This is a genomic window from Sphingobium sp. BHU LFT2, assembly GCF_018604485.1.
Classification (GTDB): domain Bacteria; phylum Pseudomonadota; class Alphaproteobacteria; order Sphingomonadales; family Sphingomonadaceae; genus Sphingobium; species Sphingobium yanoikuyae_A.
The window spans coordinates 1-26188 of sequence record NZ_JAFCGW010000005.1; the positions used below are offsets into that span (position 1 = coordinate 1).

16 protein-coding genes, 1 tRNA gene and 1 pseudogene are annotated in these 26188 nt (G+C 61.3%); 12 read left to right on the top strand and 6 right to left on the bottom strand.

The features are described from left to right. Positions 1-75 precede the first annotated feature (75 nt). Both JQK15_RS11540 and JQK15_RS11545 read right to left on the bottom strand, forming a co-directional pair. Positions 76-312 carry a conjugal transfer protein TraD gene (locus JQK15_RS11540; RefSeq protein ID WP_214865632.1) on the bottom strand — a complete coding sequence of 79 codons (237 nt, stop codon included), beginning with the start codon at positions 310-312 and terminating at the stop codon, positions 76-78. Between the two features lie 22 nt (positions 313-334). Continuing rightward, a complete protein-coding gene (locus tag JQK15_RS11545; protein WP_214865980.1) occupies positions 335-640 on the bottom strand; it encodes a conjugal transfer protein TraD in 306 nt (101 codons plus the stop codon). Positions 641-813: 173 nt separating this feature from the next. Here JQK15_RS11545 and traA point away from each other — a divergent pair, with 173 nt between their 5' ends. Beyond that, positions 814-3768 (top strand): Ti-type conjugative transfer relaxase TraA, encoded by a 2955-nt coding sequence (traA, locus tag JQK15_RS11550; protein ID WP_214865634.1) that lies wholly within the window; start codon positions 814-816, stop codon positions 3766-3768. An 18-nt stretch (positions 3769-3786) separates the two neighbouring features. Beyond that, the gene (locus JQK15_RS11555; RefSeq protein ID WP_214865636.1) at positions 3787-4518 is read left to right on the top strand and encodes a DUF6118 family protein; all 732 of its coding nucleotides are present in this window, start codon (positions 3787-3789) and stop codon (positions 4516-4518) included. 65 nt (positions 4519-4583) lie between these two features. Here the strand turns inward: JQK15_RS11555 and JQK15_RS11560 are convergent. Next, positions 4584-4880, bottom strand: a pseudogene (locus JQK15_RS11560) (integrase core domain-containing protein); the annotation flags it as partial. A 194-nt stretch (positions 4881-5074) separates the two neighbouring features. On the opposite strand from JQK15_RS11560, the gene JQK15_RS11565 reads away from it, so the two are divergent. From JQK15_RS11565 to JQK15_RS11585, 5 genes are all read left to right on the top strand, one after another. Beyond that, positions 5075-5224 carry a hypothetical protein gene (locus JQK15_RS11565; protein ID WP_214865638.1) on the top strand — a complete coding sequence of 50 codons (150 nt, stop codon included), beginning with the start codon at positions 5075-5077 and terminating at the stop codon, positions 5222-5224. Between the two features lie 89 nt (positions 5225-5313). Further along, positions 5314-6744 carry an asparagine synthase-related protein gene (locus JQK15_RS11570; RefSeq protein WP_214865640.1) on the top strand — a complete coding sequence of 477 codons (1431 nt, stop codon included), beginning with the start codon at positions 5314-5316 and terminating at the stop codon, positions 6742-6744. A gap of 583 nt (positions 6745-7327) precedes the next feature. Then, positions 7328-9454 carry an alpha/beta hydrolase family protein gene (locus JQK15_RS11575; protein WP_214865642.1) on the top strand — a complete coding sequence of 709 codons (2127 nt, stop codon included), beginning with the start codon at positions 7328-7330 and terminating at the stop codon, positions 9452-9454. A 30-nt stretch (positions 9455-9484) separates the two neighbouring features. After that, positions 9485-10711 (top strand): beta-barrel domain-containing protein, encoded by a 1227-nt coding sequence (locus tag JQK15_RS27430; RefSeq protein ID WP_214865643.1) that lies wholly within the window; start codon positions 9485-9487, stop codon positions 10709-10711. 12 nt (positions 10712-10723) lie between these two features. Continuing rightward, the gene (locus JQK15_RS11585) at positions 10724-12865 is read left to right on the top strand and encodes a peptidase domain-containing ABC transporter (RefSeq protein WP_214865645.1); all 2142 of its coding nucleotides are present in this window, start codon (positions 10724-10726) and stop codon (positions 12863-12865) included. Between the two features lie 709 nt (positions 12866-13574). Here JQK15_RS11585 and JQK15_RS11590 read toward each other — a convergent pair. Next, positions 13575-13649: transfer RNA gene (locus JQK15_RS11590), tRNA-Glu, on the bottom strand. Positions 13650-13750: 101 nt separating this feature from the next. Next, complete coding sequence (gene recJ, locus JQK15_RS11595; protein WP_214865647.1) at positions 13751-15517, bottom strand: single-stranded-DNA-specific exonuclease RecJ; 1767 nt, start codon at positions 15515-15517, stop codon at positions 13751-13753. Positions 15518-15667: 150 nt separating this feature from the next. Here recJ and JQK15_RS11600 point away from each other — a divergent pair, with 150 nt between their 5' ends. The 5 genes from JQK15_RS11600 (at position 15668) to JQK15_RS11620 (ending at position 25345) form a co-directional block, all read left to right on the top strand. Continuing rightward, the gene (locus JQK15_RS11600) at positions 15668-17827 is read left to right on the top strand and encodes an autotransporter assembly complex protein TamA (RefSeq protein ID WP_214865649.1); all 2160 of its coding nucleotides are present in this window, start codon (positions 15668-15670) and stop codon (positions 17825-17827) included. Next, a complete protein-coding gene (locus JQK15_RS11605; RefSeq protein WP_214865651.1) occupies positions 17827-22047 on the top strand; it encodes a translocation/assembly module TamB domain-containing protein in 4221 nt (1406 codons plus the stop codon). The genes JQK15_RS11600 and JQK15_RS11605 overlap by 1 nt, the downstream gene beginning before the upstream one ends. A 38-nt stretch (positions 22048-22085) precedes the next feature. Beyond that, entirely contained in the window at positions 22086-22781 is a 696-nt protein-coding gene (locus JQK15_RS11610) for a hypothetical protein (protein WP_026109532.1), read from the top strand. A gap of 63 nt (positions 22782-22844) precedes the next feature. Further along, entirely contained in the window at positions 22845-23651 is an 807-nt protein-coding gene (locus JQK15_RS11615) for a transglutaminase-like domain-containing protein (RefSeq protein ID WP_214865653.1), read from the top strand. A gap of 56 nt (positions 23652-23707) precedes the next feature. Continuing rightward, positions 23708-25345 carry an alpha-N-arabinofuranosidase gene (locus JQK15_RS11620; RefSeq protein WP_214865654.1) on the top strand — a complete coding sequence of 546 codons (1638 nt, stop codon included), beginning with the start codon at positions 23708-23710 and terminating at the stop codon, positions 25343-25345. Between the two features lie 32 nt (positions 25346-25377). Here JQK15_RS11620 and JQK15_RS11625 read toward each other — a convergent pair whose 3' ends face one another. Further along, positions 25378-26130, bottom strand: coding sequence for an isocitrate lyase/PEP mutase family protein (locus tag JQK15_RS11625; protein ID WP_214865657.1), 753 nt, complete (start codon positions 26128-26130; stop codon positions 25378-25380). Between the last annotated feature and the right edge of the window lie 58 nt (positions 26131-26188).

Genomic DNA, 26188 nt, shown 5'->3' on the forward strand with positions numbered 1-26188 from the left:
CGATCCATCCGGCCGTTTTGTCATCGCCAGCGCTGACGAAGTGATACAGCCGGTAGAGCAGGCAAGCACGACAATCTATCGCTCGCGCTGATCGCGTTCAGCCTCGAACGCACGCTTGCCCTTGCGCTGCCATAGGGCCAGCGCCTGTTGCCGATCCTCGCCGCGCAGCCTGTCCGCGACGGCGAGAAAGGCGCCATAGAGGGTGGCACGATCGTCATCGACGAGATCGACCAGGCCGGCCTTGATGACGAGGCCGCCCAGTTCGATCAGATGACGAGTTCTCCCCCGGCGTTTGACGGCCCAGTCCCGCATGTCGGTGCGTGCCTTCTGTGCCTCAAGCCGATGCCGAGCCGCCGTCGAGCGGGAGAGTACCGCTCTGGAGGCGATCAGGTCCGCCCGCAGGCTGGCGCTTGTCGCCGCGAAAGAAGGCGGCGCCCGCCTTGCGCCACGCCTCCTTGGCTGTCGCATCCTTGCTGCGCGCCGCATGAATGAGCGCCCCGGCCAGCATATCGGCGTCGAGCCCATCCGCGCCGGTTGCCGCGACCAGTTCGCCCAACTGGCGTACGCGCCGTTCTTTCAACTGCTTGGCCTTGTCAGCCAGCGCCTTCAGCTCCGAATCAAAATCGCGGGGTTTGCGCATGATCAAGTCTCCGTTGAATGATGATGCACTCATAATAGAAGAAGGACCTGTGGCACGCAGTAGAGTCGCCGGGACAGTCTGACACCGCCTAGTCCCTTCCAGGAAAATTTCGAGAAGGGCGCGCTTATACGTCGTTCCGACGTGCGGCTCAGCATAGTAAATGGACGATCGTTATGGCGATCTTCCATTTTTCCGTTCAGGTCATCAGTCTCGCAGCGGGCCGCTCTTCCGTGTCGGCGGCTGCCTATAGGGCAGGCGAGCGGCTGCATGATGAGCGCCTCGATCGCGACCATGATTTTCGCGCTCGGTCTGGTGTCGAGCATAGCGAAATCATGTTGCCCGAAGGCGCGCCGGAGCAATGGCGCGACCGCGAACGGCTCTGGAACGATGTCGAGGCGTTCGAGAGCCGCAAGGACGCGCAACTCGCGCGCGAAATCGAATTCGCCATCCCGCGCGAAATGACCAGGGCGCAGGGCATCGAGCTTGCCCGCGACTTTGTTGTCCAAGAGTTTGTCGATCGCGGCATGATCGCCGATCTTAATGTCCATTGGGACATTGCCGTTGACGGCCAGGCCAATCCCCATGCCCATGTCATGCTCACCATGCGCGAGGTGACGCCCGACGGCTTTGGCCAGAAGGTGCGTGAGTGGAACGATCATGCGAATGTCGAGCGCTGGCGCGAGAACTGGAGCGCCCATGTCAACGCAAGGCTGGCTGAACTCGACATCGATGCTCGGATCGATCATCGCAGCCTTGCCGAGCAGGGCATCGATCTGGAGCCGCAAAGCAAGATCGGCGGCCCCGCGCACCGCATGGGCGCGCAAGGCCTCGAAGCCGACCGTATCGAACTCCATCGCGAGATTGCGCGTGAGAATGGCGAACGCATCATCGCAGATCCCGGCGTTGCGCTCGATGCCATTACCCGTGGCCAGGCGACCTTCACCCATCGTGACCTCGCCATGTTCATCCACCGGCACAGCGATGGGCAGCAGCAGTTCAACGAGGCGATGCGCGCGGTGCGCGGCTCGCCAGACCTGATCGCGCTCGGCAAGGATGGATGCGGCGAGGATCGCTTCACCAGTCGTGAGATGATCGAGGTCGAGCAGCGGCTGGAACGCGCGGCGGACCGGCTTGCACTGCAGCAGGAGCCTGGTCTCCCGACAGCAACGAACTACGCCATTCGTGCCGCCGAGAGTAAAGGCCTTGCTCTGGGAGCAGAGCAAGACGCCGCGTTGCGACATGTAACAGGCGGCCGGGGATTGTCACTGATCCTCGGCTATGCCGGCACGGGCAAAAGCGCCATGTTGGGTGTGGCACGCGATGTATGGGAGCATGCCGGCCTAAACGTGCGCGGCGCGGCCCTTGCGGGCATAGCTGCCGAAGGACTGGAAAATGGCTCGGGCATTGCCTCTCGCACCATCGCCAGCATGGAGCATGGCTGGGCGCAGGGCCGCGATCTTCTGACCGCGCGCGACGTGCTGGTGATCGACGAGGCCGGCATGGTCGGTACGCGCCAGATGGAACGCGTTCTCTCCCATGCCGACGAGGTTGGCGCACGGGTCGTGCTCGTAGGCGATCCGCAGCAGTTGCAATCGATCGAGGCGGGCGCCGCGTTCCGGGCACTGCATGAGCGTCATGGTGGCGTCGAGATCACCGAGGTCCGCCGTCAACATGAAGGCTGGCAGCAGGATGCGACCCGGCATCTGGCGACCGGCCGCACCGGAGAAGCGATCGGCGTCTATGCCGACCAGAACATGGCCCATGCCGCCGATAGCCGCGAGCAGGCGCGCAGTGCATTGATCGACGGCTGGGATCGGGATCGACAGGCGAAGCCGGATGCCAGCCGGATCATATTGACCCATACCAATGCGGAAGTACGCGACCTCAATGAGGCGGCGCGGGAACGCATGCGCGAGGCCGGCGAACTGGGGCCGGACATTGCCGTAAAGACCGAACGCGGGGACCGGCAGTTCGCGGCCGGCGACCGCATCATGTTCCTGCGCAATGAGCGCAGCCTTGAGGTCAAGAACGGAACGCTCGGTACCATCGACAAGATCGGCAATGGCCATATGGCCGTGCGGATCGACGATGGGCGATCAGTGGCGTTCGACACCAAGGATTATCGCGATCTCGATCATGGCTATGCCGCCACGATCCACAAGGCGCAGGGCATGACCGTTGACTGGTCACATGTGCTGGCGACGCCGGGCATGGATCGGCATGGCGCCTATGTCGCGCTGTCGCGACACCGGGATGGAGTCGCCCTTCATTATGGGCGCGATGATTTTCGCGACCAGGCACGGTTGGTTCACACACTCTCGCGTGAACGCGCCAAGGATATGGCGACGGACTATGGGAAGGCCGGCTCCGGGCACGAACTGCCAACCGAGGACAAGCGGGCCTTTGCCGAGCGGCGGGGCATCAGCTTCCGTGAGCGGGTGGTGGAAAGTGCACGCGCAGGCGCCCAGAAGGAGCGCGGACTCTTTGACAATTTCCGGCCCAAGGCAACGCCTGCGCAGCAACAGCCCGCAGTCCAGCATGATCGAGGCAGTGATCCTCAACCAGTCCGGGCCGGTGGTCTGCGCGGTGCCGTGGAGCGCTATGCAAAGGCGGCGTATGAAATTCATCAGGTGCGGGTGCAGGGGGTGGAAGCCATGCCGCATCAGCATGTGGCACTGGAGAAGGCCCGGCGGGCGCTGGATGCGATCCGCCCCGAGGGCGCATCGGATCTCGATCGCGCATTCCGGCATAGCCCTGAACTGGTCAGGGATGCCGCAGAAGGACGAGGCCAGGCGGCTGTCCGCGCAATGCAGTTGGAAGCGGAAATCCGCGTCGATCCCTATGCCCGAGCGGATCGGTTCGTAGAGGGCTGGCAGCAACTTCAGCGGCAGCATGACGAGCTTGTTCGCGACGGCAATTTCCGGGGTGCCAGAACGGCTTCGCAGCACATGACCGACATGGCCAAGAGCCTGCAGCGCGACGCCCAATTGGAGTCTGTGCTGGGGCTACGCAGCTGCGAGCTTGGCCTTGAGATTGGCCAGCACGCGCAGCGCAGCCTTTCCCACCAACTCACCGCCTCAATCCCCTTCGACCATGGGCGCGACATTGGTCGCGGTCTTGGCCGCTAACTCTCAGGAGGAATGGATATGGATCAACAAGGAAGTGCGAGCGATCCCGAGCCCGATCTCGCGGCTGAAGCCTTTGCCCGGCTGGAAATGCGGATCTCCGAGATGGATGGTCGGATCGCGCTGATGACGCGGGCGCTCGAGCATGTTGCCATCGAAAAGCAGGGCATCGAAATACCCGATTACACGCCCACGCTCACCAAGATGAATAGCTATCTGGTGGAGCTGGCGGCGCAGGCTCAAAAGATGGCCAAGGCGCCGGCGCTGCAAATGACGCCTGAGAATATGGTGGATCGCATCGATCAGGTGGCTCGGCAGGCGCGGGAGGCGGATCGGGTCAATATCGAGCAGGCGCGTATGCTCCTCAATGATGCCCGTGAAAACCAGATGCGAGCGATCGGGCACCTTCGGACCAGGCGAGAGCAAATCTGGCATATGGCCTACAGCGCGATGGGCGCGACTGTGGCCGTCATGCTGCTCTGGCTGCTCTATCCTGGCTGGGCGGCGAGTATCGGGCCGCAAAGCTGGTTTTGGCCCGAAAGAGTGGCGAGCAGGGCGATGGGCGAGCCGACCTTATGGGACGCGGGCATCCGCTTAATGCGCACTGCTGATCCAAAAGTTTGGAAGGCGATCGTGAAAGATGTCGATCTGGCACGAGCCAATCGAGCTGCCATTGACGATTGCATGCAAAAAACTTCGAAGGCGGAGAAGCCAACAAAATGTGTCATTCTTGTCGGACCCGAAACATTATGATTGATTCACTGCACCTGCTGACTTGCCCCCCCGTCAGTCCCTCGATCATAAAGAGAGTCCATCCGTCAAATACGACGCCCCCTCCGCGCCTGCACAAGCGCGTCGGGCGTAATGGTTTCGTTTTGCTCGAACGCTCGACGCGCTTGTGGACGCGTCAGATTTCCCAAAGATGAGTGGGGCCGGACATTGCTGTAATCGTCGCGCCAGATGGCCAGCGTCCGGCGGGCATCGGCCAAGCTGTCGAACAGTTCCTCGTTGAACAACTCGTCGCGCAGCGAGCCATTGGAGCTCTCGATGAAGCCGTTCTGCTAGGACTTTCCCGGATCGATGTAGTACCATTCAACCTTGCTTTTGCCCGCCCATCCCGAGGGACAGGCCAATGCGAGTAACGTCGGAAATAAATTATACGTAATTTACGAAATAAATTACAAATTTACTGTATGTCACTGTGACAATAATCGTCACTGATATATTTTTTTCATATGCGCGGAAATTTGCATTGCAAATCGGTGGCCTATAGGATTGTTTTAGCCTCCCTTGAAAAGGAGATCAAAGAATGAAAAAGGAAACTGTATTTTCGCAGAAGGTCCGTAGCTGGACTGCCGAAGACCTCCTGAAGGTCGCCGGCGGCAACGGCACCCTGAAGGGCCCGAAGCAGGATTCTGGCCAGGATAACACCGGCAAGACCGGCTTCTATCAGAGTTGATCAGCCTTCAATAATAGAACATGCATTGAATTGGGTCGACTGCAGCGGCCCATTTTTGGATAATTGATTTGCTCATAGCGCGATTCAGGTTGGAACAGAGCGACAACTCTGTCGACGTCACCGAAACAGGCATCATTCGATACGGAAATAGTCAGGTTGAGAAATTCCAATCCGATTTTCTCCGGCAGCATGTTGAATATGATGAGGAAAATGGCGTTTGCCATATCGTCATTTGGGAGCTTGGGGCATTTTCTGCGCCCAGCGCAGGAGTTGATTACGATCGCCTGATCTCGAGCGCAGAGGCGCAAGCAATCTATGTGAGATTAGATTCGGCTTCTCGGTCCAAGGTTCAGATTTCACGAAGCCAAACAATTGGGGCTCCTCTCTATGTGGGAGTGGCTGATGGCTATCTCATCGCGACCTGGAAGTTTGAGGATATAGCCGGGAGCATCAAAAACCCCGTTCCCCATCGCGATTCCTGCAAGATTTACATCGAGAATGGTCCATCTGTTATCCGGGATCAGATCATAGATGGGATCAAGATGCTATGGCCAGGCGAGGCGGTTAGTTTAGTTGATGGTGAACTTGTCTTTCAGCTTTGTTCATCGAACAACATCGTCGTTCCATCGACAATATACAACGGCGCGCGAGTTACCGACGCGCTTCAGAGACGGATTGCGGACGTCATGCGCCCCGCATTGGAAGTGGCTAAGCGTCCGCTTATCGAATTGAGTGGAGGGATGGACTCGTCCTGTGTGGCTGTTGCTGCAAAATCGGTTCGATCGGATCTCTACTCATATGCCTTGATGCACAAAGGCGCCGTGGGTCGGCAGCAGATGGAGCGAAGAATGGAGCTAGTCGGACTTCTGCAGGTACAGGATCACCTCTATCCGTCTGACCAACCCAATCAATTTCAAGCGCTCGAGTGGGATGAAGCCGGACTAACGCCATTTGATGATAATCATCGGATGCCTTGTGTCTTGGCGGTCGATGAGCATCCAGCCGGACCCATAGACTTGATCTTGACCGGAATAGGGGGCGACGAACTCTCCTCAGGCCTGAACATCGGCCGCGATCCATGGGAGCTTCCAGGTGTTCACTGCATCTCAACTCTCATGGCTGCGACCGCGAGGGCTGACATGTTTATGCGACGCGGAATCTGGACACTGAATCCCCTCGCACATGAGCATGTCGTCAATTTCTGCCGGGCTCTGCCTGACAAGTTGCGAGACAATAGAATGATTAACCTGCTCATGCTCGCTCGGGCAGGCTTAAGCGATGGCTTCCTCTTTCCTCGCTACGTGGAGGGCTATGGCCATGGAATGCAGAGAGAGGCGGCCCTGATTGACTTCGATGAGCTATTTTCTGTGTCAATCATCGCGGACTACCGTGTCTACAACTTCTCACATCTATTGAAGGCGGCCCGAGAGGCGAGCAACGGTGGCCTCTCCTATGAACTGATACTGAGGCTTTTCTGGCTAGCTAAGCTGGAATGCATCCTCAAAAAATATGTTCGGTGAGAGTGCCCGTAACGCACGATACTCAAGGGTGAAAATGATGATTTGGTGTTTGCCTGGAGGCGCGAGACAATGTTTGAAAGGTCTCATTCAAAGCGGGACTGCCCGCGCCTCCCTGAGCCTATCCATTCTTGCCATTTCTGGCCATGCGAGTGCGACAATGGTGGCTGAAACCCAACATAAAATCACAATTGATGACGTCCTTAACACAGTAAGCTTGGATACCGCCGCTTTATCACCGGATGGACGGGATCTCGCCGTCGTAATCCAGCGCCCCGCGCAGGCTGGGGAGGTTTTTGGCAGGACCGCCTATGAGGTCGATCCGTCGCGAAGTGATGTCTGGCTCATTTCTCGAAATGGAGAGAACAAGCAGAATTTGACAGATGGAAAGTCCGACGCCGCTGGTTTCTGGTGTGCCGCTTGGTCGCCAAATGGACAGAAATTGGCGATGCTGTCTACGAAGCCGGAAGGTGCAGAGCCCCATGGCGGAAACAGCGTCCGGCTATACGTCTGGGAGCGATCTACAGGAGCGACGAGACGGATAAGTGCATCACCGATGCTTACTCAGACACGTTACGGGTCCCCAATGGATGCTGTGGACATTCGTGGAGGCGCCGATCGGCTGTCGTATGCTCACAGTTGCAAAGCTTATGAAGAGAACAGCCCATTTGTCTGGTTGGATGACCACCGGATCCTGGCCGTTGCGCTGCCCAACAGCGTAACGCCTGCTCTTCTGGACCAATTTGGACGCCCTTTTACTCATGCAGCGTTGACGGCGGAGGAATTGCGCGGCGGAACTAGGCCTACCGCCTCGGTCCTCGAAAGTGGGACGGATTCCACGAATTCTATGACCGATGTGGGGCAGGCCGTTGTACGGCTGATCGATATCGAAAAGGGCACGCAACAAGATATTGCCAAATTGCCCCTTTATCCGTTTCAAGGTGCGCTGACGCTCAGCATTTCGCCCGACAGTAAAACTATATCAGTGTTGGTTCCAATCGGCGCTATCCCCCCGAATTCGGCTCAAAAGCAGCCCCATTTTGGCGATGAATGGCAAGTTCAAAAAAAATTTGGGATAGTCAGTCTACTAGCAGCTGGCTCGCTTCGATGGGTCGATATGCCGAAGGAGGCGAAATATCCTGTCGAGATGCTCGGCTGGAGCCCGGATGGAGCGAGATTGCTCTTTCGCGCTCGAGCCCAAGCTGGCGACGTCGACACGCCCTTATTCAAACTCGATACTGTCAATTTGGATGTCGCGCGGGTTGGGGATATTATGGTCGGAACCACGGGCGTCGGGCCGGGGCCTCATGATAATTCGGCCTTTTGGGTCGATGATCAATCTCTGTTGGTCAATGGGCGTCGCTCAAATGCAGACCTTCTAAGCTGGTGGCTTGTCGATGGTACATCCCCGGCAATCAATTTGACGGCCACCTTTAAGAATGTTCCAAACATGTTCCGGCGTGCAATTGATGGACGGCTATTCTCAATTGCCGATGACAAAATTGTTTTTCTAGATCCAAAGGCCAGAAGGCTCATTGCGGAAGGTCGGTACCGGCTACCGAAGGATGCTGCCATTGCTTATCCTTATGACAATGAAAGGCCAACTCGGCAAATACTGATTACTTCAGGCGCGCAGACAGGCCAGACCTATCATCTGGTGACGTTAGATGCTCCGCGAGCAATGTCTCAAGTCAAGCTGCCGCCCAAGGGCGAACCGCTGGATCTTGGAAGTGATGTACTTGTTTGGAGTGATCCTACGCCCAGCGGAAGCATACTCCGCGAAATATCCCTGAGCTCGGGCGAAGAGCGTGAGTTGTTCCGATTCAATGAGCATCTGGCTGATGTTCGATGGGGTCGAGCGACGTCGATCGACTACGTGAGCGCCGATGGTAAGCCACTAATTGGGGAGGTGATCCTTCCGCCAGATTATCACCCCGGCCTGCGCTATCCGACTCTGGTTTGGGTCTACGGCGGCTACGTCTCCAGAGGGATTGAGCAAAGCTATTGGCTCAATCCCTATATGCCGGGCTTGTACAACCTGCAGCTATATGCAGCGCACGGATATGTGGTCTTGATCCCATCCATGCCGATGAAGCGGGATGGGCCTAAGAATGATAGCTACGAAGATATTCCTAAGGGAGTGCTGCCAGCTATCGACAAATTAGTAGAGCTTGGAATTGCGGACGGCGACCGGCTGGGTGTTTTTGGCCAAAGCTATGGGGGCTACTCTGTCTATTCTTTGATCACGCAGACTCATCGTTTCAAAGCGGCTGTGGCGATGGCTGGCGTAACCGATCTTGCTCAAGCCTATCTGCAATTTGATCCGCTTGCCCGTGGCTACCAGGGGATCGAGCACATGAAGTCGGTGGAACCGTTTATCATGGAGGTGGGCAACGGGATGGGCGTGCCGCCTTACGAGGATCAGGCGCTCTATTGGCGAAATTCGCCCATAGCCTACGTCGATCGTGTTGAAACGCCGCTCATGCTGATTCATGGTGAATTGGACATGCGCGGTGCAATGGCCCAGGCTGAAACATTTTTTTATGGGCTGTACCGCCAAGGGAAAAAGGCGCGCCTGCTTCGGTACTGGGGCGAGAGCCATAGCTTGGCTCAGTCGCCGGCCAACATCCGGGATATTGTCTCGCAGACTCTTAGGTGGTTCGACCAACATCTGTTGCCAGCATCGACTGACGATAACTCTAAAAATAATTAACGTCAAATGCGGAAAAGTAATAGTCAATCTGTGCGCGATGTCGAAAGTCAGTCGCTGTTCCGGCAGGAGGTCATAGACGCCCGGAGGAATAGAATTGAAGGGGCAATAGCCCTATCCACTCCGGTGGCGTGGCACATGATTGGCGTAATCTTCTTCCTTTTCGTTTTCTTCGGTACCACTTATCTGGTTTTTGCAAAGTTTCCGCAGATTCAGATCGCTCAAGGTACGCTCGTCCCAGAGCAGGGTTTGGCCGCGATCCATCCGTCCAGACAGGGAATAGTCGCTGAGGTACGGGTGTCTGAAGGCGAAGCTATAAAGTCTGGTGATGTCCTCTTTGTGATCCGTACCGAAGATAATCTTACCCGTGGTGGCACTTTGTCATCGGAATCTATCGCGGCGATCCAAAGTCAGCGCGCTGAAGCCAATAATCGGCTCAAGGCGTCACAAGAGGCGGCTTCTGCGGAAGAAGCCAAGCTCAAGGCGCAGATCGATGGTGCCAGATTGGAAGTTCAGCAGATCGAGCTTCAGATTACGGACCAAGAACGAATCTCTCAGATAATGAATAGTGATTTCAAGCGAATTGAAGCGCTGAAGGCCAGCGGGTTCATCAGCCAGCGGGACATATCTGCAAGGGAAGCGGAAGCGATTAGGGTCCGCCTTCAGATTGTGCAGTTGCGCCAACAAAAAATTGCACGGGAGTCACTGATTGCGGAAGCCCAGAGCGCTATTGCGAAAGAAAGAGCAAATGCACGGGCAGACGCATCGATGCTTATTGCATCCCGGGAAACGCTTCGCCAACAGGCGGTCCAATTTGATGCAGGGCGTGGATATGCTGTCGTGGCGCCGATAAATGGAATAGTCACGGCCGTTACCGCCGGTGTCGGCTCTGCAGTCACCTCGGACCAGGCGATCCTTAGCATAGTTCCATCAAATGCGAAGCTTCGTGCTGAAGCCTATTTGCCTTCGGCGTCGGTCGCGAACGTCGCGCCAGGCCACGAGGTGCGGATCGCGATTGATGCATACCCGCAGGCGCGTTTCGGAACTGCTAAAGGGCATATTGTATCGGTTTCTCAAGACATTATCGCCCAACCACGCAACCCAGATTTACCGGTCGGCTATCTCGTGGTGATCGAAATTGATCGCCCGTGGTTGGATGGCAAAGGTAGTCGATTACGTCTGTTGCCCGGCATGCGCACGACGGTAAAAATTGTGACTAGCCGACGTACAATTTTTCAGTGGCTATTCGCCCGATACTAAACGCGAGGTAGAATGACCACGGCTAATGAATTCTCTGCGCGCAAAAGGGTTCGGCACATCCGACAATCGGAGGCAACCGAGTGCGGTTTGGCATGTCTTGCGATGGTGGCAAGCTATCATGGGTTCGAGGCTGGATTAGGGACATTCAGGCGCCGGTTTAAGTCTTCCTCCCGGGGAACTGCACTGGCGGATCTCGTTCGAATTGCGGATTTCCTGTCGTTGAACGCCCGTCCGATGAGGATCGAGCTGGAAGAGCTCAACGACATAGAAATGCCGGCGATCCTGCATTGGGATTTGAATCATTTCGTGGTTTTGGAAGCCGTGCGCAAGGGCAGAGCGCTCATCCATGACCCGGCCGGATCCTCTCAATGGATGTCGATGGACCAGTGTTCGTCCCATTTCACGGGTGTAATTCTGGAGATCTCTCCTGCTGCAAATTTCGAAGCCAAAATTCATAATGACCGGATGAAGCTCAGCCAGCTATGGCAGAGCTTGACTGGATTGAAGCGGGCAGTCTTTCAGTTTGCTCTTCTTAGTATCGTTTTGCAGGCCTACATTCTGACCGCGCCATATTTTTTGCAGCTCGTGGTAGATACAGCCATCCCTGCATTTGATCATAAGCTCATCTCTGTTCTGGCCCTCGGGTTCTGCCTATTCACTTTAGTGAACGCAGGCGCCGAACTTTTGAGAAGCTACGTGATGCTGTCGGCCGGCACGTCATTTGGATTTGGCGTGGCCACAAATGTCGGCCGGCGACTGATCCGATTGCCAGTGAGCTGGTTTGAACGGCGCCAGATTGGCGACGTTTTATCTCGGTTCCAATCAATCATGCCTATCCGGCAATTCATGGTTGAGGGTGCTATAACGGCCGTCTTGGACGGCTGTCTCGCTGTTCTGACCTTAGCATTGATGGCTTATTACAGTCTGGCTCTCACAGCTGTCGCGTTAGCTGGATTTGTTACTTATGTCGTGATTCGGATCGCAATCTACCATCCTCAACGTCGGGCGCAGGAGCAGCACATCGTTAAGGCGGGGCTTGAACAGTCCACCATGATTGAAACTATGCGAGGAATTAGTACCTTAAGAATTTATAATAGGGAAGCAGAACGTCTGAGTATTTGGCGAAATCGACTGATCGATTCGTTATCAATGTCCTTGAAGGTTACGAAATTTACGGAAATTCAGAATGTTTCCAGTAAGACTATTGTAGCGCTAGAAGGTATATTTTCGATCTGGGTAGGCTCCTATGCGGTTTTGTCCGGCGGTATGAGCCTCGGGATGCTTTTTGCGTTCATGGCCTACAAAACGGAATTCATCGCCAAATCCAGCTCATTTGTCGACCGTTTTGCGGAGTATCGATTACTAGGCCTGCATCTTGACCGCCTGTCCGATATCGCTTTTTCAGAACCCGATAGAAGCTTCTCAGAGCACCGTGCAGCGCTGAAACCGTTGGTGGGTAAGATCGAACTGCGAGGAGTGACCTATCAGTACAGCCCGACCGAGCCCATGATTTTGAAAGGAATCGATCTTGTAGTTGAAGCCGGAGAGCATGTTGCGATAACCGGACCATCGGGGGGAGGGAAGTCCACCTTAATGAAGGTCATCCTGGGGCTGGTCGATCCGACCGAAGGTGAAATTTTGATCGATGGGGTTCCGCTGAGGCAGTTTGGCTATCGAAACTATCACGAGCAATTGGCGGCTGTGTTGCAGGAAGATCATCTTTTTGCAGGCACCTTGGCGGACAATATAGCGCTATTTGATGACCAGCCAGATTTTGTCAATGTCGAGGCCGCAGCCAAGATCGCGGCTCTAGATTCAGATATCGAAGCTATGCCCATGGGTTATGAAACGTTGGTTGGAGATATGGGGTCATCGCTGTCAGGAGGGCAGAAACAACGCCTATTGCTCGCCAGAGCGCTGTATCGCCAGCCCAGGCTCCTGATTATGGACGAGGGGACATCTCATTTGGATCCGGCGAAGGAGCGTCAGGTCAATCGGGCGACCGCCGACCTGGGCATCACACGTGTAGTCGTAGCTCACAGATCGGAGACTATTGCGAACGCCGAACGCGTCGTGAAGCTGGAAAATGGAAAAATCGAGGAAGTGGCTACGCGCTCGATGCTTAACGCGCGTGTGAAGGGTGAAGATCTGTAATTGCAGATCTAGGCGGTGCCGATCCCTCGAGGGAGCCATAGATCTGTCGGCGCTGGTCGAGCTGAAGCTCGGCCGTGCTGTGTCGGGTCTCGCAAGGCGAACGTTGCATTGACTCGAAGCGGGCTTTTCGGTCCATCTGACCACCTTCGCAGATCGTTTATCTCTGCGCTCCCTCTCGCAACGCCGCCCTCGGAGCAGCTTTGACGCTTCACCCCTGGCAACCAGATTCCACCTTGCCTCATGCTTGGAACAAAGGACCATCGCGCATCATAACGTGCGTGATGACCGCGAACCGGCGGGCAAGGGCGCATTATGGACCCATCCCGATGCCGAAGGACGGTGGCGACGAAAAGCTACACAACGCCGTGGGGAACGATCCCGAAGTTGAACGGTAGAGGTTGGCGTACTGCGATGAGATATCTATTTCAAATGAGTTACGATAATGGTGTGCCAGCGGAGGCGGGCAGCACGTCGACGCCTGCCTTTTCTGGTATGAGGTAATATGATTCGACCGAAGGCGCGGTGACTGTCGCTTTCACTGGACGCGCGCTTGGTGTTGGATGCGGACATGGCGCGCCAATAACAGAAATGTCCCGCTGGGCATTGACCCGCTTCACGCAAACTCAGATCAAATGAGGGAGCACCTGTGGTATCGGCTGAACTAAAAAAGCGAATTATCACGCAAAATCAATACGATAAATCGCTTGACTGGTGACCCCTACGGGAATCGAACCCGTGTTTCAGCCGTGAAAGGGCCGCGTCCTAACCGCTAGACGAAGGGGCCGTTCGTTGTCGCCGCCGTGGCAGCGCTGCGAAGCGAGGGCGCAATTAGGCGGGACCGGCGAAAGGGTCAACCCCCTTTGCGCAAGAAAATTGCAATCTTTCTCAATCGGCCCAGGCAGCGTCCTCCAGATGCAGCTCTGCGGCGGGTCGGCTGCCCCAGTCGTCGATCTTCGCACGGCCCGCCACCCACAGGCGACGGTCACGCGGCGCACCCAGAATCGCCTGACCCAGTTCCGATTCGGCCTGGCGGAAGGCGATCGTCTTGATCGACCGGCCATCATCGCCCGCCATGATCGCCCGCAAATGGCCATTGCCGACCACATCGGCGCGAATCACCCGCATCGGCCCGGCGGCGATCAACGGCGCGGGCCAGCCTGCGCCATAGGGGCCGCCCGCCTCGATCGCGGCGACGAAGTCGGGATTGACCCCGGCCGGCGCCAGCACCGCGTCGATCAGCAGCGCCCGCTCGTCCCGCGCACGGGCAACGGCAGCTGACAGGCGATCGTCCAGGAAGTCGGCCAGCGCATCGACCTTATCGGCCATCACGGTAAGCCCCGCCGCCATCGCATGGCCGCCGCCCGCGACCAGCAGGCCGCTATCCTTGGCCGCCAGCACCGCCGCGCCCAGATCGACGCCGGAAATGGAGCGGCCCGACCCTTTGCCCACGCCATCCTCGTCCAGCGCGACGACGATGGCGGGACAGCCGGCCCGTTCCTTGAGCCGCCCGGCGACGATGCCGATGACGCCGGGATGCCAGCCCGGCCCGGCGACCAGCGCCACGGCCCGATTGCCCTGCGCCGCCAGCAAGGCCTCCGCCTGTTCCTGCACGATCGATTCGATCGCGCGCCGTTCCTCGTTCAACCGATCCAGTTCGGCGGCGATTCGCGCGGCCTCGGCCGGATCTTCGGTGGTCAGCAGCCGCACCCCCAGATCCGCCTTGCCGACGCGCCCGCCGGCATTGATGCGCGGCCCGAGCGCGAAGCCCAGATCATGGCAGAGCGGCGCACGATTGAGGCGACTGGCATCCATCAGCGCGGCAAGGCCGATATTGCGCCGCTTGGCCATGACCTTGAGCCCCTGCGCCACGAAGGCACGGTTGAGCCCCTTGAGCTGCGCGACGTCGGCGACCGTGCCGAGCGCGACGATGTCGAGCAACTCCATGATCGCCGGTTCCGGCCGGATCGCGAACCAGCCGCGCGCGCGCAGCGTCCGCAGCAAGGCCGCACCCAGCAGGAAGGCCATGCCGACGGCGGCGAGATGGCCATGGACGGCAGCGCCCGCATTCTCGTCCAGCCGGTTGGGATTGACCAGGGCCAGCGCCACCGGCAGCGCCGCCGCGCATTTATGATGGTCGACGACGACGACATCGACCCCGGCGGCCTTCGCCATGTCGAGCGCCTCGAACGCCTGCGCGCCGCAATCGACGGTGACGATCAGTTGCGCGCCATCCCCCGCAAGCCGCACCAGCGCCTCGCCCGAGGGACCATAGCCTTCCATCAGCCGGTCGGGGATATAGGGCCGGGCATCAAGGCCAATGTCACGCAGCAACCGGATCAGCAGCGCCGCGCTGGTCGCGCCATCGACGTCATAATCGCCGAAGATGCGCACATCCTCGCCGCGCTGGACTGCATCGGCCAGCCGTTCGGCCGCCGCATCCATGTCGCGGAACAGGCTGGGGTCGGGCATGAAATGGCGGATGGTGGGATTGCGATGCGCCTCCACCCCGTCGGGCGGACAGCCGCGCGCCAGCAGCAGCTGCGCCACCAGATCGTCGGGCTGATAGCCGGGCGAACGCGCGTCCGCCCCCAGGCCGCGCCAGCGCCAGGGCTGGCCAGTGATCGAACGGGTGATGTCGAGCGCAAATGTCATGAAGCGGCTCTAGACCGGCGGGGGCACCGATGGAAGCGCCGCGCCGCCGGGCGAAATCGTCACGCAGGCGGAACCGTTGCAAGTCATTGGGCGTATTGCCTGTTTGCCGGACATATGGGATGCCCGGTGCGAAAGGGGCATCGCAGACAGATGAAGAAGCGGCAGGCGAGATATGTTCGGCATGCGCTGGGCATGATCATGGCAGCCGCCTCTCCCCTGCCCCTGATGGCGCAGACGGTTCCGGCCAGCGCCCCCAGCACCACAGCGCCCGCCGACGAAGAACCGATCCTGCCCGACGACGAGTTCAACGCGCGCCTGCCCGGCGCCGGCAACGTCGACGACAAGGCCAGTAATAGCGGGACCGGCAGCAAGGCCCCCTTGCCCTCGATCGACGACTGGCTCGACCAGCAGATGCCGGCCCAGGGCAGCGCGCCGACCAGCGGCACGACGCCCGCGACCAGCGCCGAACTGCCCCCCGCCACCGAACCGCCGGTCGAAACCGAACTGGCCCAGCCGCTGCCCGCGCTCGACAGCGTGACCGTGCCGGAAAATGTCGCCGATGATGACAGCGATGAAAAGACGCCCGAGGTCCGCTACGCGACCCAGTTCGACGGTTTCGGCAAGACCGGCCTGGAGGATGAGTTCCGTGCCGCATCCGCCCTGGTCGACGGCAAGGGCAAGGCCGAGACCGCATCGATGGTGCAGCAGCGCGCCCAGGCCGACGAGCAACTGGCGGTGCGGCTGTTCCATTCGGAGGGCTATTATGATGCCACCGCCCTGGCCTCGCTCGACCAGCAGCAGGATGGCACGCTGAAGGCGATCCTGTCGGTGACGCCGGGCAAGCGCTACAAGATGGGCGAAATCGTCATCCATGCGCCCGAGACCATCCCGCCCGGCCTGATCCGCGACAGCCTGACGTTGAAGACCGGCGACTATATCGTCGCCACTGCGGTCGAGGCGGCGGAGGCCAATGTCGCGCTCAAGCTGCCGGAACAGGGCTATGCCTTCGCCAGGATCGGCGACCGCGACATCTTGCTCGATCCCGCGACCGTGACCGGCGACTATACGCTGCCGGTCGAGCCGGGCCCGCGCGGCACATTCCGCACCATCACCACCAGCGGCGAGAAGCAGGCGTTCGGCGCCGACCATATGGCGGTGATCGCACGCTTCGACAAAGGCGACCTCTATGACAGCCGCAAGGTCGACGATCTGCGCAAGGCGCTGGTCGCGACCGGCCTGTTCGCCAGCGTCGCGGTCGACCCGGTCCAGACCGGCGAGCCCGGCCCGGATGGCACCGAATATGTCGACCTGCATGTCGATCAGGAAGCCGGCCCGGCCCGGCGGCTGGCCGGCGAACTGGGCTATGGCACCGGACAGGGCTTCCGCGCCGAAGGCAGCTGGACCCATCGCAACCTGTTCCCGCCCGAAGGCGCCCTGATCGCCAGCGTCATCGCCGGCACCCAGGAACAGGGCGTATCGGGCACCTTCCGCCGGTCCAATGCGGGCAAGCGCGACAAGACCTTCCAGGCCGGCGCCGGCGTCAACCATCAGAAATATGACGCCTATGAAGCCTTCACCCTGGGCCTCAACGCCAGTTGGTCGCGCCAGTCGACACCGATCTTCCAGAAGCGCTGGACCTATACCTATGGCGGCGAAATCCTGCTTTCGAACGAAAATACGACAATCGACGAAAGCGGCGAAAACAAGCGGCTGACCTATTTCATCGGCGCGCTGCCGGTGCAGGTTGGCTATGACCGCTCCAACGACCTGCTCAACCCCACCAGCGGCTTTCGCGCCAATCTGCGCGTGTCGCCCGAAGCGTCGTTGCAGGGCAATGTCTCGCCCTATGTCCGCGCCAGCTTCGACCTGGCCGGCTATTATCCGATTTCCGACAGTTTCGTGCTGGCGGCGCGGACCAAGATCGGCACGATCAACGGTGTCGCCCGCGACGATGTCGCCCCTTCGCGGCGCATCTATGCCGGCGGCGGCGGATCGGCGCGTGGCTATGGCTATCAGGAACTGGGGCCAAAGGACGCGAACAATGATCCGATCGGTGGCCGATCGGTCAATGAATTTGCGGTCGAGGGCCGCTATCGTTTCGGCAATTATGGCGTCGTCGCCTTCGTCGACGCGGGTCAGGTCTATGAAAGCCAGATCCCGCAATTTTCCGACATCCGCTATGGCGTGGGCCTGGGCGGACGTTTCTACACCAATTTCGGACCCTTCCGCGCAGATATAGCCATGCCGATCAACCGCCAGCCCGGCGAATCCAAATTCGCCCTCTACATCGGTATCGGACAGGCCTTCTGATGGCGGAAGATACCCCTCTCCCCGCGCCCGAAGCGACCGAGACCGTGGTGATCCGCCAGGGCCGCCCGCTGTGGCAGAAGATCGCCATCGGCCTGGCCGGCCTGATCGTCGGGCTGGTGGTGCTGGTCGCGGGCCTGCTGCTGTTCCTCGATACCCAGCCGGGCAAGCGCTTCCTCATCAAGCAGATCGCCGCGCTCAAAATGGAATCGGGCATGGGGATCGAGGTCGGCCGGATCGAGGGATCGATCTATAGCGACATGACGATCCACGACCTGATCCTGCGCGATCCCAAGGGCGTGTTCGCGGTCAGCCCCAGGGTCCATGTCGTCTGGCGCCCGTTCCGCTACCTCCAGAACCATATTTCGGTGCAGAATCTGGAAAGCCCGCTGGTGGTGCTGGCGCGCAGCCCGCAATTCAACCAGACCCCGACTGATCCCAATGCGCCGATCCTGCCCGACCTCGACATCGACGTCGACCGGATGCGGCTCGACCGTTTCCTGCTCGCCAAGCCGGTGATCGGCCAGAAGCGCGAGATCGCGATCGACAGCATCGTTCATATTGCCGACGGCCGTGCCCAGCTGTCCGCCAATGCTGTCGTCGACAGCGGCGATCGGCTGCAGGCGAAGCTGGACGCAGTGCCGGCACAGAATCGCCTGGCGATGAGCGGCACGCTGACCGCGCCCAAGGGCGGCGTGATCGCGGCGATGAGCGGCCTGCCCGACGGCATGACCGCCTCGCTCGACGGCAAGGGCACCTGGCAGGCCTGGAACGGCAAGCTGATCGCCACCACGCCCAGGGGCGAACTGGCCAATATCGCGCTCGCCGCCCGCGACGGCAGCTTCACCGCCAAGGGGCCGCTGCGCCCCGGCCTCGTCTATGGCGACATTGCCGACCGGCTGACCCGGCCGCAGCTCGACGTCGACCTGTTCGCCGGCCTCAACGAACGGCGCGTCAACCTCAAGGGGTCGCTGCGCTCGCCCGCCATGTCGGCCGATGCGCAGGGTCTGGTGGACCTGGGCAAGAGCACATTCAGCGCGCTCAAGATCAACGCCGCGCTGCTGCAACCGGGCGCCTTCATGGACAAGGTGAAGGGCAAGGATGTCCGCGCCTCGATCATCCTCGACGGGCCGATGGCGACGCCCTTCATCGATTATGACATCAGCGCCGCATCCCTCGCCTTCGACGCCACCGGCATCGAGAATCTGAAGGCCAGCGGCCGCGCCGTGATCGACGCCGATCGCATCCGCATCCCCGTCAACGCGACCGCGAAGCGCGTCACCGGCCTCAATGCTGCCGCCGGCGGCCTAATGACCAATTTGCGGGTGAAGGGCGACTTTGCCTATGCCGGCGGCAAGCTGATCAGCGACAATCTCAAGCTCGACAGCGACAAGATCGATGCCACCGCCATCGTCCTCGCCGATCTCGACAATGCCATCTATCGCGGCGCGCTGAAGGGCCGGGTCAACGACTATCGGATTGACGGCGTCGGCATCGTCAACCTCAACACCGACGTCAAGCTGATCCCCGGTCCCAAGGGCGGCTTCGGCCTGTCGGGCATGTTCGGCGTGCGCACCGCGCGCTGGGAAAATGCCTCGGTCCGCGACTTCCTGGGCGGCAATGCGGTGATGTCCGGCCGGATCGGCATGACGCCGGAAGGCAGGTTCACCCTGGCGGGGCTCAAGGGCGCCGCACCCAATTTCCAGATCAAGTCCGGTTCGGGCAGCTACGACACCAACGGCCAGCTCGCCTTCGACACCGAAGCCTATTCGAAACAATATGGCCCGCTGTTCCTGACCGTGCGCGGCACGGCGGACCGGCCGCAGGCAGTGCTGCGCGCGCCGCGCCCCAATGTTGGCGTGCAGCTGACCGATGTCGTTGCCAAGCTGAATGGCGAACCGGCCGGCTATCGCCTCGATGCCACCGGCGGATCGCCCTATGGCCCCTTCTTCGCCAATGTCCTGATCCGCACCGCGCAAGGGCCGCTGACGATCGACGTAACCAAGGCGCGCTTCGCCGGGGTCGACATGAATGGCCGCATCCAGCAGTCCAATGCCGGCCCCTTCACCGGCCAGCTGGCGATGAACGGATCGGGCATCACCGGCGCGGTGAAGCTCAATGCCGTGGGCAAGGTGCAGGGTGTCGACGTCAACGCGGCCGCCAGCAATGCCAAGCTGCCGGGCGAGGCCGACATCGTCATCGGCCGCGCCGTCGTCACCGCCTCCATGCTGCTGAGCGACCAGCCCAAGGTGATCGCCGACGTGCAGATGGCGAACGCCGCCTATGGCGACTATGTCGTGCGCAAGGCGCGGGCGAAGCTCGATTATCAGGGCGGCCGGGGCAAGGCCCAATTGGTTGCCGATGGTTCCAGCGGCGTACCCTTCTCAGTCGCGGTCAACGCCGCACTGCGCCCCGACCTCTATGCCGTCGCGTTGCAGGGCAAGGCCAGCAATGTCGATTTCCGCCTGAACCAGCCGGCGATCATCCGCGCGGAAAAGACCGGCTATCGGCTGGAACCGGTCAGCCTGGTGCTGCCGCAGGGCAAGGTCGATCTGGCTGGCCATTTCGGCACCGACACCGCGCTGCAGGCCCGCTTCAAGGATTTCGACCTCGCCATCGCCAATGTCGCCAATCCGGGCCTGGGCATCGGCGGCAAGGCGACCGGCATGGTCGATTACAGCCAGAGCGGAACCGCCTTCCCGACCGCGACCACGCGCCTGGCGATCAGCGATTTCCGCCGGTCGAGCCTCGCCGCCGTGTCCGACGCAGTGTCGATGAATGTCGAGGGCAAGCTGTCCTCCGCCGGCGGCGACATGCGCGGCCTCATCCGCAAGGGCAACAGCACGATCGGCCGCTTCGTCGCCACCATGGCCCCGCCGGGACCGGGCGCCAACTGGTCGGAACAACTGATGGCTGCGCCGCTTGGCGGCGGCATTCGCTATGCCGGCCCGGCCGATGTGCTCTTTTCCTTCGCCGGCCTTGCCGATCAGCGGCTGAGCGGCGGCATCGCGGTCGCGGCCGATTTCGGCGGCCGGCTGACCGCGCCACAGCTCAACGGCCTGGTCCGCGCCAATGCGCTGACCTATGACAATACGAGCTTCGGCACCCGCGTCACCCAGATGAAGCTCGACGGCCGCTTCACCAACGACCGGCTCGACATTCGCGACTTTTCCGGCCGCGCAGGCAACGGCACCGTGCAGGCCAGCGGCACTGTCGGCCTGGCCGCCGACAGCGGCTTCCCGATGAACATCGCGGTCAAGATGGACCATGCCCGCCTCGCCCGCAGCGAAGCGATCACCAGCGTGGTCAGCGGCACCCTCAACATCACCAACAGCGCGGAAAATGGCGGCTTGATCAAGGGCGACCTGTCGCTGCCCGAGACCCGCTATCGCGTCGCGTGGCAGGGCGGCACCGAGATACGCGAATTGCAGGGCGTCCGCCGCAAGGGCGAGGGCCAGGATGTGCTGGCGCAGCGCATCGCCGACCGCAAGGCTGCCGCGGCATCGCCGACCAACTGGAAACTCGACATCCGCCTGCGCGCCGACAACCAGATCTATGTCACCGGCATGGGCCTCGATTCCGAATGGAAGACCGACATGCGCGTCACCGGCACCGCGACCAAGCCGCGCGTCAGCGGCAAGATCGAGGTGATCCGCGGCCGCTACAGCTTCTCGGGCCATCAGTTCGACCTGGATCAGGGCGTCATCACCTTCAACGGCGACATGATGAACCCGACGCTGGCAATCAAGGCGCTGACCGAGATTGACGATGTCAGCGCCGGCATCGCCGTCGCCGGCACCGCGCAGCAGCCCGACATCACATTCGTGTCGACGCCGACATTGCCGCAGGACGAGATTCTCTCGCGCATCCTGTTCGGTGACAATGTCGCCAATCTGTCCGCCACCCAGGCGATCCAGTTGGCGGCCGCGCTCAACGGCCTGCGCGGCGGCAGTGGCGGGCTCAACCCGATGGGCAAGCTGCAGGGCGCATCGGGCCTCGACCGGATCGGCATTGTCGGCGGTGATGAGGATACCGGGCGCGGCACGTCGCTCGCCGTCGGCCAGCATATCTCCAACAATATCTATGTGGAGGTGGTGACGGACTCGAAGGGCTTCACCGCCACCCAGCTGGAAGTCGCCCTGTCGAAGACGCTGAGCATCTTGTCGAAGACCGGCACCAATGCGGGATCTTCCGCCGCACTTCGTTATTCCAGGGACTATTGATCCGGCGCCAGGGTGGCGCCGCCACAACAGGAGAATATGTGCCCTTCGCCCCGTCGCTCTGCCGCCCGCTCATCTGTGCCGTCGCCCTCTCCGCAGCGCCGGCCGCGCTGGCGGAAACCCCGCGCGAACTGCTGACCGCGGCCGCCTTCCAGACCAGCGACAAGGCGCGGGCGCTGAGCCTCATCGGCCAGGCCATCAGCGCCGCCGACCGCATATTGATGACCGCCCCCAATGATCATGAGGCGGTGCTGCAACGCGCGGTCGCGATCGGCTATCGCGCCAAGCTGACCCGCAGCCGAGCCGATGCACGCAGCTCGCTTTCCGCGTTCGAGGCGCTGGCCGCGCGCAATCCGCGCGATGCCGAGGCACAGATGGTGATCGCCGGCTGGCATCTCGACGCGATCGACCAGCTTGGCAGCTTCATCGCCCGCACAGTGCTGGGCGCCAAGGAACAAGTGGGTGAAGCCGCCCTGGGCAAGGCGGTCGCGCTGGGCGGCAACCGCGCCTTCTATTCAGGCCTGGCCGCATTGATGCGCATCCGCGCCGATCATAATGATGTCGCCGGCGCGCTGGCGCTGGCCGAACGGGCGGCCAATGCCCCTGCCCCCGCCCCGCTCGACCAGTTGATGAAGCGCAATGCCGCCGCCATCCTGCCCGCGCTGCGCGCCGGCAATGGCAAGGCGGCCGCGGCCCAGGCGCGCAAGCTGCTGCCGTTCGGCAAGCTGCCGGAATAGCGCGACAGCGGCCTGCAGCATCGGCAGGATGACATCTTGCCGAATCTCTCCTGAAGGATGGCCATGCGCCTCGCGATCGAAGCGACCCTCGACTATGAATTTGCCGGGCCGACCGATGTATTGATGGCAGTCGAGGCCGCGGCCATGGCCGACCAGCGCATCGTCGAACAGTCGCACATCATCGACAATGCCGGGCCGCTGACCAATTTGATGGGCGGCAGCGCGATCGGCCGGCGCACCTGGACGCGCAGCGGCACCGGCCGGATGCTGAGCCGCTACAAGGCGCTGGTCGATGTCGATCGGCCCGCGCCCGATCTCTTCTCGCTGGCCCGCTCGCCGCTGCCCAGCCTGCCGCAGGATGTGCTGCCCTTCATCTGGCCCAGCCGCTATTGCGAGGCGGACAGGTTCGTCAGCTTCGTCTGCGGCCATTTCGAGGGGCTGGACGGTGGCCCGCTGGTGCAGGCACTGGTCGGCTGGGTGCATGACAATCTGCAATATGTACCCGGCAGTTCGGACATCACCACTACCGCTGCCGATACCTTCGTCGCCCAGCGTGGCGTGTGCCGCGACTTCGCGCACCTCACCGCCGCGCTGATCCGCGCGCGCGACATTCCCGCCCGGCTGGTGTCGGTCTATGCCGCCGATCTCGACCCGCCCGATTTCCACGCGGTGGTGGAAGTGTGGCTCGACGGCGCCTGGCATATGGTCGACGCGACGGGATTGGCCCCGATCGAGGGGATGGTCCGCATCGCCGTCGGCCGCGACGCCACCGACATCGCCTTCATGACCATCTTCGGCAGCGCCCAGATGAACGAACAGGCGATCCATGTGACGCGGATGGAAGAACCCAGGGACGTTACGGCCCCTTGACCCCGCCCCTGCCGCCCGCCTAGCCTATACTCAGACAAATTGAGGAAGGGGATGGCATGGGCGTGCAGCTTTCGGGACGGGCTTGGGTGCGGACGCGGCGGGCGCTGCTGGCGGCGACAGCAGGCCTGCTCGCCGGCCTTGCCGGCGCATCGGCCCCGGCGGCTGCGCCCGGCGACAGCGCCGTCCTGACCGTCGACACCGGCAAGCCCGGCGCCACCATCGATCCCAATATCTATGGCCAGTTTGTCGAGCATCTTGGCCGCGGAGTCTATGAAGGCATATGGGTCGGGCAGGACAGCCCCATCCCCAATGTGCGCGGCATCCGCAGCGATGTGGTCGCCGCGCTGCGCCAGGTGAAGGTGCCGGTGATCCGCTGGCCGGGCGGCTGCTTTGCCGATGGCTATCATTGGCGCGACGGCATCGGCCCGGCCGCGCAGCGCCCTGCCGGCATCAACGCCGCCTGGGACAAGTCGGCCGAAACCAATGCGTTCGGCACCCATGAATATATGGATTTCCTGGACCAGATTGGTTCCAAGGCCTTCGTGTCGGTCAATGTCGGATCGGGCAGCGTGCGCGAGGCGGACGACTGGATGCGCTACATGACCGCGCCGGCCGACAGCCAGCCGGGCAAGGAACGCGCCGCCAATGGCCATGCCGCGCCCTGGGCCGTGCCCTTCATTGGCGTCGGCAATGAAAGCTGGGGCTGTGGCGGCAACATGACCGCCGACACCTATGCCACCGCCTTCCGCCATTATGCCGCCTTCCTGCGCGCCTATTCGAGCGAGCGGGTGAAGCTGATCGCGGTGGGCGCGGATACCGACGATTATGAATGGACCGAAAAGGTCATGGCGCAGGCGATGAAATGGCGCCCCAATCCCACGCCGCTCGCCTACAATACCGAACGCCCGCTGATGTGGGGCCTCTCGCTCCATTTCTACAGCTTCGCCGGCAATGACTGGCGCAACAAGGGGCGCAATATCGGCTTTGGCACCGACCAATGGGCCTCCGCGCTGGCCCGCGCCCATCTGACCGACGAACTGATCCGCCGCCATGCCGCGATCATGGACCGCTATGATCCGAAAAAGCAGGTGGCGATCGCCGTCGATGAATGGGGCGCCTGGTTCGACAGCGAGAAGGACGCGCCCTCGCAACTCTATCTCGAAAGCACGCTGCGCGATGCGGTGATCGCGGGGATGAGCCTCAACATCTTCAATAATCATGCCGACCGGGTGCGCATGGCCAATGTCGCGCAGATGGTGAATGTCATCCAGTCGCTGGTGCTGACGCAGGGCGCCAAGATGGTGGTGACGCCGACCTGGCATGTGTTCGACCTCTACAAGGTCCATCAGAATGCGACGATGATCCCGGTCGATGTGCAGGCGCCCGACTATGTCGAGGGCGCGGTGCGGCTGCCGGGGCTCAGCGTGTCGGCGTCGAAGGATGCGGCGGGCGCGCTGCATCTTAGCATCGTCAATCTCGACCCCGCCGCCGCCCGGCCAGTGCGCATCGACCTGAAAGGGGGCGCATGGCGCAAGGCGAGCGCCCGGACGCTGACCGCCGCGACCATCGACACCCGCATCCGCTTCGAGGGCGCCGATCCCTTCGTGCCTGGCCCGTTGCCGGCACGGCTGGCGCAGGGCCAGCTGGCGCTGACCCTGCCATCCAAGTCGGTGACATTGGTGACGGTGGAGTAAGGGCGCCTAGCCCCTTATCCACCTCCGGAGCCTTACCCCTCGGCCGCCTTCAACCGCGCGGCCGCATCGTCGAACGCCGCCCAGCTGATCTGGGCCAGGCTGGCGCCGATGCTGCAACGGCGCACGCCCAGCGCCGCCAGCGCAGCGATCCCGGCCGCGTCATAATCATGGATGACGACATTGACCGGCTTGGGCGCGACCGCCGCGACCAGTTCGGCGACGGCGCCATGGTCCAGCAGAAAAGGCACGAACAGGCAGTCGGCGCCCGCCTCCGCATAGGCGACGGCGCGGGCGATGCTCTCGCTCGGCGCCATGCCGGGCACGCGGAAATTCTCGCTGCGCCCGACCAGCATCAGCGCCGGATCGACCCGGTCGATCGCTTCGCGCGCGGCCGCGATCCGCTCCACCGCCAGCGGCAGGTCATAGAGCGCGCTGCCCGACCAGTCCTCGATCGACAGGGCCGCAATGCCGGTCTGCGCCGCCAGCGTCACATTGGTGGCAACATCCTCGGGCGCATCGGCAAAGCCATTTTCGAAATCCGCGTTGACCGGCAGGTCGGTCGCCGCGACCAGCATCTCCAGATGCGCCAGCACCGCGTCGCGGCCCAGTTCGCCATCATCCTTGCCCGCCGCCCAGGCCGCGCCGGCACTGGTCGACGCGATCGCGCGAAAGCCCTTCTTCGCCAGCCGCACCGCGCTGCCCCCATCCCAGGCATTGGGCAGCAGGAAGAAACCATCCTGATGCAGGGCACGGAAATCGGCGCGTTTGCGGGCGGTGTCGGTCATCGGGAAATCCTTCTTTGTCCTCTGGATTGGCAAGCGGATTGACTCGGGCAGCCAATAA